The organism is Citrobacter sp. RHB35-C21, from assembly GCF_013816515.1.
GTDB lineage: Bacteria > Pseudomonadota > Gammaproteobacteria > Enterobacterales > Enterobacteriaceae > Citrobacter > Citrobacter braakii.
Genome location: NZ_CP057147.1, coordinates 2,309,717 through 2,322,669, shown reverse-complemented (window position 1 = coordinate 2,322,669; position 12,953 = coordinate 2,309,717). Strand labels below are relative to the sequence as shown.

Below are 12,953 nucleotides of genomic sequence, written 5' to 3'. Positions count from 1 at the left end.
ATGAAAAAACGTAAATGAGGAATGATTTATGACGATTGTGCGCATTGATGCCGAAGCGCGTTGGTCCGACGTGGTTATCCACAACAACACGTTGTATTACACCGGCGTACCGGAAAATCTGGATGCCGACGCCTTTGAGCAAACGGCAAATACGCTGGCGCAAATTGATGCGGTGCTGGAAAAACAGGGCAGCAGCAAGTCACGTATTCTTGATGCCACCCTGTTCCTGGCGGACAAAAATGATTTTGCCGCCATGAACAAAGCCTGGGACGCATGGGTTGTTGCTGGTCACGCGCCGGTACGTTGTACCGTTCAGGCCGGGTTAATGAACCCGAAATACAAAGTTGAAATTAAGATTATCGCTGCGGTATAAGCGGCGTTATTCGTCTTCATCTTCAAAACGCGCCACGATCCGCTCGCCGGTATGGCTGGCGCGTAATTCAGCAGCCACTTTCGTAATCGCCTCGCCACTGCTCATCCCCTGGGATATCAGTTCATGAATGCGTTCAACCGCCTGTTGCTGCTGATCGTGCGTGAGTGAAGGTAAACCTGCAATCATGGTGAACTCCTGCTAAATTATTAGCGCTAATTATTTCATGCTACCCGGCACATAGCCAGTGAAGTAGCAACGAGTCAGGACTGATGAAGACGTTATCTCCCGCTGTAATCACACTCCCCTGGCGTCTGGACGCCGCTGAGCACTATTTTGCCACATTAAGCCACCAGCCCTGGGCAATGCTTTTGCATTCAGGCCATGCCGACCATCCGCATAATCGCTTTGATATTCTGGTCGCCGACCCTATTACCACGCTGGTCACACATGCAGAAGAGACCGTTGTGCATGACCATCACGGCACTATGCAAACGGTTGATGATCCGATGACGGTTTTACGTTCGGCGCTGACATCGCTGACTATTCAGCCCGATTATAATCCCGATTTTCCCTTCCAGGGAGGCGCATTGGGTCTGTTCGGTTATGACTTAGGCCGTCGTTTTGAATCTCTGCCAACGGAAGCCGAACAGGATATCACGCTACCGGACATGGCGGTTGGCATTTACGATTGGGCGCTGATTGTCGATCATCAGTTGCAAAGGGTGTCGCTACTTAGCCACTCCGATGTACAGGCACGACGCCGTTGGCTGGAAAATCAACAGATACCCGTGCGCGAACCGTTTTCGTTAACATCTTCGTGGCAGTCCAACATGACCCGCGAGCAGTATGGTGAAAGGTTCCGTCAGGTGCAGCGTTATCTGCACAGCGGCGATTGCTATCAGGTCAATCTTGCCCAGCGTTTTCAGGCGCATTATCAAGGAGATGAGTGGTTGGCGTTTGTACGTCTCAACCATGCGAACCGCGCCCCGTTCAGTGCGTTTATACGTCTTGAGGAGGGGGCGATTCTCAGCCTTTCACCTGAGCGTTTTATTCTGCTGGAAAACCAGCACATCCAGACGCGTCCGATTAAAGGCACGCTGCCCAGACTTGAAGATGCCGATGCCGATCGTCAGCAGGCTCAATCACTGGCGAACTCCCCAAAGGATCAGGCGGAAAACCTGATGATCGTCGATTTAATGCGTAATGATATCGGCCGCGTTGCCGAACCCGGTTCGGTACAGGTTCCGGAACTGTTCGTTGTCGAACCGTTCCCTGCCGTTCATCATTTGGTCAGCACCATTACCGCGCGTCTGCCAGAGTCATTGCACGCCACTGACCTGCTGCGTGCCGCCTTCCCCGGCGGCTCTATTACCGGTGCGCCAAAAGTTCGGGCAATGGAAATTATTGACGAACTGGAACCGCAAAGACGCAACGCCTGGTGCGGTAGCATTGGCTATCTGAGCTTTTGCGGCAATATGGATACCAGCATCACCATTCGCACGCTGACAGCCACCAACGGACGCATTTATTGTTCCGCTGGCGGTGGCATTGTGGCGGACAGCCAGGAAGATGCGGAGTATCAGGAAACGTTTGATAAAGTGAATCGTATTTTGCACCAACTGGAGAACTGACACGTGGAATACAGCAGCCTGACGCTTGATGATTTTTTATCGCGCTTTCAACTCCTGCGCCCGCAGGTTAATCATACTGCGTTAAACCAGCGTCAGGCCGCCGTACTGATCCCCGTCGTGCGTCGTGCACAGCCGGGGTTACTGTTAACTCAGCGTTCCGTTCATCTGCGCAAGCATGCTGGACAGGTCGCCTTTCCCGGCGGCGCGGTGGATAGCAGCGATGCCTCGTTAATTGCCGCCGCCCTTCGCGAAGCGCAGGAAGAAGTGGCGATCCCACCATCCTGCGTTGAGGTGATTGGCGTTCTGCCGCCGGTCGACAGTGTGACCGGTTTCCAGGTCACGCCGGTGGTAGGCATTATCCCGCCAAATTTGCCGTATCGCGCAAGTGTTGATGAAGTTTCCGCCGTGTTCGAAATGCCGCTGGCACAAGCCCTGCATTTAGGTCGTTATCATCCGCTGGATATCTACCGTCGCGGCGATTCACATCGTGTATGGCTTTCCTGGTATGAGCAATATTTCGTCTGGGGAATGACCGCCGGAATAATTCGTGAGCTGGCGCTGCAAATTGGCGTCAAGCCCTGACTATACTTATCTTTACGCACACCATAGACAACTTGAAACTCAGGTCACAACATTAGTAAAACCGCGGTTATCTATTAGTTTAATTCATGTGAATAGTTAAGCCGATCGCCGCGTTCCCTCTTACACTATGCGCAGTTATAACATCGTTACTGGAAACCCCAGTCGCCCTGTAGGAGTATTATCGTGATTAGTCTATTCGACATGTTTAAGGTGGGGATTGGTCCCTCATCTTCCCATACCGTAGGGCCTATGAAGGCGGGTAAACAGTTCGTCGATGACCTGGTCGAAAAAGGATTACTGGACAGCGTTACTCGTGTCGCCGTCGACGTGTATGGTTCACTGTCGCTCACGGGTAAAGGTCACCATACCGATATCGCCATTATTATGGGTCTGGCGGGCAATGAGCCTGCTACCGTAGATATTGACAGCATCCCCGGATTTATCCGCGACGTGGAAACGCGTGGACGCCTGCTGCTTGCGCAGGGTCAACACGAAGTGGATTTCCCGCAGAATGACGGAATGCGTTTTCACAACGGCAACCTGCCGCTGCATGAAAACGGAATGCAGATCCACGCGTACAGTGGCGAAACCGTCATTTACAGCAAAACCTACTACTCTATCGGCGGTGGATTCATCGTTGATGAAGAACATTTTGGTCAGGATGCCGCGGGCGAGGTCAGTGTGCCTTATCCGTTCAAATCCGCCACCGAAATGCTGGAATACTGCAACAGCACCGGCCTGTCTCTCTCTGGCATGGCGATGCAGAACGAACTTGCTCTGCACAGTAAAAAAGAGATTGAAGAGTACTTTGGTAACGTCTGGCAAACCATGCAGGCTTGTATCGATCGTGGTATGAACACCGAAGGCGTGCTGCCGGGTCCGCTGCGCGTTCCTCGTCGTGCTTCAGCCCTGCGTCGTATGCTGGTTTCCAGCGATAAGCTGTCCAACGATCCGATGAACGTGATCGACTGGGTGAACATGTTCGCGCTGGCCGTTAACGAAGAAAATGCCGCGGGTGGTCGCGTAGTCACTGCGCCAACCAACGGTGCTTGCGGTATCGTGCCTGCGGTACTGGCCTATTACGATCATTTCATCGAGTCCGTCAGCCCGGATATCTATACCCGTTATTTCCTGGCGGCCGGCGCGATTGGCGCGTTGTATAAAATGAACGCGTCTATCTCTGGTGCAGAAGTGGGTTGTCAGGGTGAAGTGGGCGTAGCCTGTTCCATGGCTGCCGCGGGTCTGGCTGAACTGTTAGGCGCGAGCCCTGAGCAGGTGTGTGTTGCTGCTGAAATCGGCATGGAACATAACCTCGGCTTAACCTGCGATCCGGTGGCGGGACAGGTACAGGTTCCGTGCATCGAACGTAATGCCATTGCGTCAGTGAAGGCGATCAACGCTGCGCGTATGGCAATGCGCCGTACCAGCGCTCCGCGCGTCTCGCTGGATAAAGTCATTGAGACCATGTACGAAACAGGTAAAGACATGAACGCCAAATACCGTGAAACGTCACGCGGTGGTCTGGCAATCAAAGTTCAATGTGACTAATACTTATTTTTCGCCCATCTGCGACGGATGGGCGAATTTGCCCCATCTCCCTCGTCTGGCGTAATTTTCCCCACTACACTTGCTCTGTTGCTGTTGGCTACTGTGACCAACGGCTTATCGGGCGGCCCGCATGCAAACAGCGCAAAGGATCATCAAGAACTATCGCCGGAATCGCTTAATCGTCTGCACACTATGTGCACTACTGACGCTCATTCTCACATTAACTGTCCGATTTATTTCGGAGCGTAATTTAAATCATCGCAATACCGTTACCTTTGCCAACCACGCCGTTGAAGAGTTGGATGACGTGCTTTTGCCCCTACAGACTGGACGCGATGTACTGCTACCGCTGATTGGGCTTCCCTGCTCAGTTGCGCGTTTACCTCTGAGTAAGCATGCAGCCAGACTGCAAACGGTACGTTCTATCAGCCTGATTCAGAGCGGGATCCTTTATTGTTCCAGCATTTTTGGCTATCGCAATGTGCCTATTCGCCAACTGGAGCCTGAATTACCCAGTCGGGAGCCGCAATTGCTGCTGTCTACCGACCATTCGTTGATTAAGGGCAGTCCGATTCTGACGCAATGGTATCCAGCATCTGCCGATGGCTCAGATGGCGTGCTGGAAATCGTTAACATTGATTTATTATCGTCCATGTTGCTTGAACCCCAGCCACCGCAAATTACCCATGCCAGCTTAACCGTCGGTAATCGCCATTTGCTATATGGACAGGGTGTTGTCGATACGCTACCTGAACTGGATAATGAAAAACGCTACCAGCTCTCATCGCAACATTTCCCCTTTACTATCAGCGTCACCGGTCCGGGTGCCAGCGAACTGGCTATAAAACATCTACCAACACAACTGCCGCTGGCGGTGATCCTAAGTTTTTTAGTGGGCTACCTGGCATGGCTGGCGACCGCCAGCAGAATGAGCTTCTCCTGGGAGATAAATCTGGCCCTTGCTGCACGGGAATTCGAGCTGTTTTGCCAGCCGCTACTTAATGCGCAAACCCAGCAATGTATGGGAGTGGAAATCCTTTTACGCTGGAATAACCCGCGCCAGGGTTGGATCTCTCCCGAAGTGTTTATTCCCATCGCAGAGGAGCACAACCTGATTGTGCCGCTTACCCGTCATGTCATCGCAGAAACCATTCAGCAACGGCACGTATTCCCGATGAGCAGCCAGTTTCATATTGGGATAAATGTTGCCGCCAGCCATTTTCGTAACGGTACGCTGCTAAAAGATCTCAACCAGTACTGGTTCAGCCAGCACCCTATTCAGCAGTTGGTTATCGAACTCACCGAGCGCGATGCGTTACTGGATGTGGATTATCGGGTCGTGCGCGAGTTAAATCGGCTTGGCGTAAAGCTGGCAATTGACGATTTCGGCACCGGCAACAGCTCGCTCTCCTGGCTGGAAAAGCTTCGACCGGATGTGCTGAAGATTGATAAATCATTTACCTCGGCAATCGGGACAGACGCCGTGAACTCAACCGTCACAGACATCATTATCGCTCTGGGGAAAAAACTGAATATCGAACTGGTGGCGGAAGGCGTTGAAACACAGGCGCAGGCACAGCATTTACGCCGACACGGCGTACATTTATTGCAAGGCTTTTTGTACGCAAAGCCGATGCCGCTGCGCGATTTTCCCAAATGGCTGGCGGGCAGCACGCCGCCGCCCGCCCGGCATAACGGGCGACACAGTATGCACGTTATGCCGTTTCGCTAACCCCGCTTACTCGTCTTCGTCGTGAGCGGGTTGTTCTTTAACAATGCGAACTAAATCCACACGATAGTCATTGGCTTCGACAATCGTAATGCTCAACGGTGCAACATCGATAACATCACCTACGCGTGGAATATGGCCGTTAGCGGCAATGACTAAACCTGCCACCGTGGCGATGTCTTCATCTTCATTCACTAACGTATCCACGTCCAGCGCCTGTTGCAACGCATGCAGATCGGTACCACCTTTCACCAACCAACCGCCTGCATCAGCAATAATTTCAGGCGTTTCATCAGCATCCGGGAATTCACCGGCAATAGCTTCTAATACGTCCAACGGCGTGACCAGACCCTGGACTACACCAAACTCGTTAGTGACGATAACAAAGCTGCCGCGGGCGCGTCGCAGAACACCTAACAGATTGATAGGATCCAGCGTTTCCGGGACAATAATAGCCGGAGACGCAGAGGCAATGGCCGCCACATCCACACCGTCTTCCAGCGCGACCAGCAGCTCTTTAGCACGCACAATACCGATGATTTCATCCAGTTCGCCACGACACACCGGGAACAGGCTGTGTGGTGACGAGAGCAATTGCTCGCGAATTTCCTCCACGCTCAGGTCTGCATCAACCCAGCTAATTTCGCCACGAGGCGTCATAATGCCGCGTAATGAACGCGATGCCAGAGAAAGGACGCCGTTGATCATATAGCGTTCTTCTTCCACAAATGCGCCTTCCGGGACGGGAACCGGCACCGGGTTGTCGGATTCCATCTGCGCGCTGGCCTGACTTTTACCCCCCATCAGACGCAGGATTGCATCGGCAGTGCGCGCACGCAGCGGCAGCGTCGACTGGTGGCGAATAAAGTTCCGACGGGCAATCTGGTTAAACAACTCAATGATGATTGAGAAGCCAATCGCCGCATACAGATAGCCTTTCGGAATATGGAAGCCAAACCCTTCGGCAACCAGGCTCAGACCGATCATTAACAGGAAGCTCAGACACAGCACCACCACCGTCGGATGTTGGTTCACAAATCGTGTCAGCGGCTTAGAAGCCAGCAGCATCACGGCCATAGCAATCACGACCGCCGCCATCATCACCGGCAGATGGTTGACCATACCGACCGCCGTAATAACGGCATCCAGCGAGAACACCGCATCGAGGATGACAATCTGCGTCACAACAACCCAAAAACTCGCATACCCTTTTGCCTGGCCGGTATCATGTTCACGGTTTTCCAGCCGCTCATGCAGCTCTGTCGTGGCCTTGAACAAGAGGAAAATCCCCCCCAGCAGCATGATCAGATCGCGCCCCGAGAACGAATAGTCCATTACCGTAAATAGCGGCTTAGTTAGCGTCACCATCCACGAAATCACGGACAACAAGCCCAGGCGCATAACCAGTGCCAGTGACAAACCGATTAAACGCGCTTTATCTCGCTGTTTTGGCGGCAGCTTATCAGCCAGGATCGCAATGAAGACCAGGTTATCGATACCCAGAACAATTTCGAGAACGACAAGCGTGAGCAAACCCACCCAAATCTGCGGGTCCATTAATAATTCCATGACAAGCTCCTGCTTAAGGAATGACCAAACTGCGCGCTGAGGATCTCAGGCGTTGAAGCGATATGCAGAGAAAATTTGTGGCAAAAAGTGCCAATCTGACAGGCTTGATACGGCCTGATAGTGAAATGACGTCGGTGACGATCCATATGGTGAGCTACTGCCCTATACTCCTGAGTAATTAAACCGATGCTAAACATAACAGAGACAACCATTTTTTAGCAAAGATTTACCTTCCTTTGCAATAAGTTGTTTCGGAGATATTTTACCCTTCGAAATTTCTTTTTATCGGAAGTTAAATTACGGATCTTCATCACATAAAATATTTTTTTCGATATCTAAAATAATTCACGAAAATCATAGGTTTTTCTTTGTAACCCTTATCTGAATCGATTCGATTGCGGACGACGATTCAAATACATCTTCACGTTGATGTGTTAACGATAATAAAGGAGGTAGCAAGTGACCATTGCTATTGTAATAGGCACACATGGTTGGGCTGCAGAGCAGTTACTTAAGACAGCAGAAATGCTGTTAGGCGAGCAGGAAAACGTCGGCTGGATCGATTTCGTTCCAGGCGAAAATGCCGAAACGCTGATTGAAAAGTACAACGCTCAGTTGGCAAAACTCGATACCAGTAAAGGCGTGCTGTTTCTCGTTGACACATGGGGAGGCAGCCCGTTTAACGCTGCGAGCCGCATTGTCGTCGATAAAGAGCATTACGAAGTCATCGCCGGTGTGAACATTCCCATGCTGGTTGAAACCTTCATGGCGCGTGATGACAACCCCAGCTTCGATGAATTAGTAGCACTGGCCGTTGAAACCGGTAGCGAAGGCGTGAAAGCGCTGAAAGCAAAACCGGTGGAGAAAGCCGCTCCAGCCCCAGTCGCGGCGCCAAAAGCAGCAGCTCCCGCCAAACCGATGGGGCCGAACGATTATATGCAGATCGGCCTGGCGCGTATTGATGACCGCTTAATCCATGGTCAGGTGGCAACTCGCTGGACCAAAGAAACCAACGTAACACGCATTATTGTCGTCAGTGATGAAGTTGCCGCCGATACCGTGCGTAAAACGCTGCTGACCCAGGTTGCACCTCCGGGTGTGACGGCGCATGTGGTTGATGTCGCGAAAATGATCCGCGTCTACAACAACCCGAAATATGCAGGTGAGCGTGTGATGCTGTTGTTTACCAACCCGACCGACGTAGAACGTATCGTTGAAGGTGGTGTGAAAATTACCTCTGTAAACATTGGCGGTATGGCTTTCCGTCAGGGTAAAACGCAGGTAAACAACGCAATTTCTGTCGATGAAAAAGACATCGAAGCCTTCAAGAAACTCAACGAACGCGGTATTGAGCTCGAGGCTCGTAAGGTTTCTACCGATCAGAAACTGAAAATGATGGATTTGATTGCCAAGGTGAAATAACGCCCTGGCATTTACTTAGTTTTCACACTTAAGTCTGTATAGCAATAGGAGAAGTACAATGGAGATTACCACTCTTCAGATTGTGCTGGTGTTCATCGTCGCATGTATCGCGGGTATGGAGTCGGTACTCGATGAATTTCAGTTCCACCGTCCGTTGGTGGCCTGTACGCTGATTGGTGCCGTTCTCGGTGATATGAAAACCGGTATCATCATCGGTGGTACCCTGGAAATGATCGCCCTGGGCTGGATGAACATCGGTGCAGCGGTTGCACCTGATGCTGCACTGGCCTCAATTATCTCTACCGTTCTGGTTATCGCGGGTCACCAAAGCATTGGTGCAGGTATCGCGCTGGCTATCCCACTGGCAGCAGCAGGCCAGGTACTGACCATCATCGTTCGTACTATCACCGTAGCATTCCAGCACGCAGCGGATAAGGCGGCAGAAAACGGTAACCTGACGGCGATCTCCTGGCTGCACGTATCCTCCCTGTTCCTGCAGGCTATGCGTATCGCTATCCCGGCGGTAATCGTGGCGATTTCTGTTGGTACCAGTGAAGTTCAGAGCATGCTTAATGCCATTCCGGAAGTTGTGACCGGCGGTCTGAACATCGCAGGGGGTATGATCGTAGTGGTTGGTTATGCGATGGTCATCAACATGATGCGCGCAGGCTACCTGATGCCATTCTTCTACCTCGGCTTCGTCACCGCGGCATTTACTAACTTCAACCTGGTTGCTCTGGGTGTGATTGGCGCAGTAATGGCTATCCTCTACATTCAGCTGAGCCCGAAATATAACCGCGTAGCCGGTGCACCTGCTGCTGCGGCTGGCAATAATGATCTCGATAACGAACTGGACTAGCAGGTGAGCGAAATGGTTGATATGACTAAAACTACCACCGAGAAAAAACTCACTCCGAGTGACATTCGTGGCGTGTTCCTTCGTTCTAACCTGTTTCAGGGTTCCTGGAACTTCGAACGTATGCAGGCGCTGGGTTTCTGTTTCTCCATGGTGCCGGCTATCCGCCGCTTGTACCCGGAAAACAACGACGCACGTAAGCAGGCTATTAAGCGTCACCTGGAATTCTTTAATACCCATCCGTACGTAGCGGCCCCCGTATTGGGCGTTACGCTGGCGATGGAAGAGCAGCGTGCAAACGGCGCAGAGATTGACGATGGTGCCATCAACGGTATCAAAGTTGGTCTGATGGGACCGCTTGCAGGCGTGGGCGACCCGATCTTCTGGGGTACCGTACGTCCGGTATTCGCCGCACTTGGCGCAGGTATCGCGATGAGCGGCAGTCTGCTTGGACCACTGCTGTTCTTCATCCTGTTTAACCTGGTTCGTCTGGCAACCCGTTACTACGGTGTGGCATACGGCTACCGTAAAGGTATCGATATCGTTAAAGATATGGGCGGTGGCTTCCTGCAGAAACTGACTGAGGGGGCGTCAATCCTCGGCCTGTTTGTCATGGGGGCATTGGTTAACAAGTGGACGCACGTAAACATCCCGCTGGTGGTTTCCACTATCACCGGTCAGGATGGTCAGACTCGCGTCACCACTGTGCAGACTATCCTTGACCAGCTGATGCCGGGTCTGGTTCCTCTGCTGTTGACTTTCGCCTGTATGTGGCTGCTGCGTAAAAAAGTGAACCCGCTGTGGATCATCGTTGGCTTCTTCGTCATCGGTATCGCGGGCTACGCTGTCGGACTGCTCGGCCTGTAAGACTGTTGTACATCACCGGGGGCTTGCCCCCGGTTTTTCTATTTAGAGGGTTGAGGATTCATGACTATCACGGACCTGGTGCTGGTTCTTTTTATCTTTTCGCTGCTGGCGTATGCCATTTACGATCAGTTCATCATGCCCCGCCGTAATGGCCCTACTCTGCTGTCTGTCGCCCTGCTTCCTCGTAGCAGAGTCGACAGCGTTATCTTCCTTGGCTTGATTGCTATTCTTATCTACAACAACATCACCAGCCACGGCGCGCAATTTACCACATGGTTATTATGTGCACTGGTATTGATGGGACTGTATCTGTTTTGGATCCGTACGCCAAAAATCATCTTCAAACAAAAAGGCTTTTTTTTCGCCAATGTCTGGATTGAATATAACCGGATTAAAGAGATGAATTTATCTGAAGACGGTGTCCTGGTGATGCAATTAGAACATCGAAGATTACTGATTCGCGTACGGAATATAGACGATCTCGAAAACATATATAAACTTTTAATTTCAAATCAATAAGTTACAAATATAGCCTGAACTATGTTTTTTATATATCCATTCAAAAATAAACATAGCTAAGGCTATATCCCACCGCTCATAATGTTATTTATTTTAACGTTTTATTTATAAATAAATCTAAATGAAAATCGTTTTCAATTAGAGGCCAAATATTATTTCTGCGTTTCTTGTTTTATATTCTCAAAATATGTTAAGGTTGCGCCCGTCGTTGGGGAGTAGCCGATTTCCAGACTCCGGAAATGTACGTGTCAACATACTCGTTGAAAAACGTGGCGCGTACGGACTGATCTTACAGGTTCAGTCAGGCGAGACCATAGGCACATCAACTGCAATGCATACCTGAATGGCGCTGTATTTACAGTGATTCCAGCCTGTATGCATGGTTACTGGGGGCAGTGATGTGTGTTATGGATACCCCGGTCAGGACGCTGTTATGAATCTCACCGCTACTGTTCTTCTTGCTTTCGGCATGTCGATGGATGCTTTCGCTGCATCAATTGGCAAAGGCGCCACCCTGCATAAACCCAAATTTTCTGAAGCACTGCGCACCGGCCTTATTTTCGGCGCCGTTGAAACGCTTACGCCGCTCATTGGCTGGGGCATGGGTATGCTCGCCAGCAAATTTGTACTGGAGTGGAACCATTGGATCGCCTTCATTCTGCTGATCTTTTTAGGCGGACGAATGATAATAGAAGGCTTTCGCGACGACGGGGATGAAGATGAAGAGCCACAGCGCCGCCATGGCTTCTGGCTGCTGGTCACCACCGCCATTGCAACCAGTCTCGACGCAATGGCCGTCGGGGTGGGTCTGGCTTTCCTGCAGGTCAACATTATTGCCACAGCGCTGGCCATCGGCTGCGCCACGTTGATTATGTCTACGCTCGGCATGATGATCGGTCGTTTCATTGGCCCGATGCTGGGCAAGCGAGCTGAAATTTTGGGCGGGGTGGTACTGATAGGTATTGGCGCCCAGATCCTCTGGGCACACTTCCACGGTTAATTCAGGCGCTGCCAGATATGAATACTAAAGTCTGTCTGGCAGTCAAACGTCGTTTTTCCGGCTAACGTTTCCCACACTTCCGGCTTTGCCCGCCAGGCGAACGGCGTCATTTGCAGTAACGCAACGGCCTCGCTACCTTTGAGCTGCATCTGATACCCCAGCGCAAGACTCTCTTGCAGAACAAAACCGTCCAGTTGCTCAGTGTGTGGCGCATGCAAACGCACCTCATCATAAATCAGCCCTTTCAGCTCCATTAAATGACGCGGACCCGGCGTGGCGGTAATAACCCAGCCACCCGGTTTGACCACGCGAGCCAGCTCCGGCGCTTTACAGGGAGCATAGATCCGGATGATGGCATCCATTGACTCGTCGGCAAACGGCAGGCGATGGCTGGAGGCAACGCAAAAGGTCACCTGCGGATAACGTCGGGCTGCGGCCTTAATCGCCACTTTAGAAACGTCAAGACCAAAGGTTGTACAGCCCGTCAGCGCATCGGCAAACGCATGGGTGTAATACCCTTCCCCACAGCCAATATCCAGGATCGCCGCATCTTCTGAACTCAACCTCTGGGTGAGCGCATCCACAATTGCATCGCGCAGCGGCTGATAGTGTCCGGCATCGAGAAATGCCCGGCGCGCCTGCATCATCTCCGCGCTATCACCCGGATCGCGCGACCGTTTGTGCTGAACCGGCAGTAAGTTGACATACCCTTCTTTCGCCACGTCAAACTGGTGCCGCCCAGGGCAGACAAAACTGTTATTCGCTTGAGTAAGAGGCTGGTGGCAAAGAGGACAGGAAAACGACATGACAACTCCGGCAGGTGACTTAAGGGCGCAAGTGTAACGCGAATTGCGCCC

The 12,953-nt window shown here is 51.7% G+C and carries 13 protein-coding genes; 10 read left to right on the top strand and 3 right to left on the bottom strand.

Features of this window, described 5'->3' with window-relative positions:
* The first annotated feature begins 28 nt into the window (after window positions 1–28).
* Window positions 29–373: a RidA family protein gene (locus tag HVZ39_RS11370; RefSeq protein WP_016153387.1), complete on the top strand. Its 345-nt coding sequence runs from the start codon at window positions 29–31 to the stop codon at window positions 371–373.
* 6 nt (window positions 374–379) lie between these two features.
* Here the strand turns inward: HVZ39_RS11370 and HVZ39_RS11365 are convergent, their stop codons facing one another.
* Entirely contained in the window at window positions 380–559 is a 180-nt protein-coding gene (locus HVZ39_RS11365) for a YoaH family protein (protein WP_016153388.1), read from the bottom strand.
* An 83-nt stretch (window positions 560–642) separates the two neighbouring features.
* On the opposite strand from HVZ39_RS11365, the gene pabB reads away from it, so the two are divergent.
* The 4 genes from pabB to HVZ39_RS11345 all read left to right on the top strand — a co-directional run bounded on the left by pabB (window position 643) and on the right by HVZ39_RS11345 (window position 5,866).
* Window positions 643–2,004 carry an aminodeoxychorismate synthase component 1 gene (gene pabB / locus HVZ39_RS11360; protein ID WP_181548022.1) on the top strand — a complete coding sequence of 454 codons (1,362 nt, stop codon included), beginning with the start codon at window positions 643–645 and terminating at the stop codon, window positions 2,002–2,004.
* Between the two features lie 3 nt (window positions 2,005–2,007).
* On the top strand, window positions 2,008–2,586 hold the full coding sequence (locus HVZ39_RS11355) for a CoA pyrophosphatase (protein WP_016153390.1): 579 nt from the start codon (window positions 2,008–2,010) through the stop codon (window positions 2,584–2,586).
* 183 nt (window positions 2,587–2,769) lie between these two features.
* Complete coding sequence (sdaA, locus tag HVZ39_RS11350; RefSeq protein WP_016153391.1) at window positions 2,770–4,134, top strand: L-serine ammonia-lyase; 1,365 nt, start codon at window positions 2,770–2,772, stop codon at window positions 4,132–4,134.
* A gap of 130 nt (window positions 4,135–4,264) precedes the next feature.
* Entirely contained in the window at window positions 4,265–5,866 is a 1,602-nt protein-coding gene (locus tag HVZ39_RS11345; protein ID WP_016156794.1) for an EAL domain-containing protein, read from the top strand.
* Window positions 5,867–5,872: 6 nt separating this feature from the next.
* Here the strand turns inward: HVZ39_RS11345 and yoaE are convergent, their stop codons facing one another.
* A complete protein-coding gene (gene yoaE, locus HVZ39_RS11340) occupies window positions 5,873–7,432 on the bottom strand; it encodes a CNNM family cation transport protein YoaE (RefSeq protein ID WP_016153393.1) in 1,560 nt (519 codons plus the stop codon).
* Between the two features lie 459 nt (window positions 7,433–7,891).
* Between yoaE and manX the strand changes: the two genes are divergently transcribed.
* The 5 genes from manX (at window position 7,892) to mntP (ending at window position 12,096) form a co-directional block, all read left to right on the top strand.
* The gene (gene manX, locus HVZ39_RS11335) at window positions 7,892–8,854 is read left to right on the top strand and encodes a PTS mannose transporter subunit IIAB (RefSeq protein ID WP_016153394.1); all 963 of its coding nucleotides are present in this window, start codon (window positions 7,892–7,894) and stop codon (window positions 8,852–8,854) included.
* A 58-nt stretch (window positions 8,855–8,912) separates the two neighbouring features.
* Entirely contained in the window at window positions 8,913–9,713 is an 801-nt protein-coding gene (gene manY, locus HVZ39_RS11330) for a PTS mannose transporter subunit IIC (protein ID WP_016153395.1), read from the top strand.
* Between the two features lie 12 nt (window positions 9,714–9,725).
* Window positions 9,726–10,577: a PTS mannose transporter subunit IID gene (locus tag HVZ39_RS11325; RefSeq protein ID WP_016153396.1), complete on the top strand. Its 852-nt coding sequence runs from the start codon at window positions 9,726–9,728 to the stop codon at window positions 10,575–10,577.
* Window positions 10,578–10,637: 60 nt separating this feature from the next.
* Complete coding sequence (locus HVZ39_RS11320; protein WP_016153397.1) at window positions 10,638–11,096, top strand: DUF986 family protein; 459 nt, start codon at window positions 10,638–10,640, stop codon at window positions 11,094–11,096.
* A 433-nt stretch (window positions 11,097–11,529) separates the two neighbouring features.
* Window positions 11,530–12,096 (top strand): manganese efflux pump MntP, encoded by a 567-nt coding sequence (gene mntP / locus HVZ39_RS11315; protein ID WP_016153398.1) that lies wholly within the window; start codon window positions 11,530–11,532, stop codon window positions 12,094–12,096.
* Here the strand turns inward: mntP and rlmA are convergent.
* Window positions 12,093–12,902 carry a 23S rRNA (guanine(745)-N(1))-methyltransferase gene (gene rlmA, locus HVZ39_RS11310; RefSeq protein ID WP_047358297.1) on the bottom strand — a complete coding sequence of 270 codons (810 nt, stop codon included), beginning with the start codon at window positions 12,900–12,902 and terminating at the stop codon, window positions 12,093–12,095. The two genes, mntP and rlmA, sit on opposite strands and share 4 nt — an antisense overlap.
* Between the last annotated feature and the right edge of the window lie 51 nt (window positions 12,903–12,953).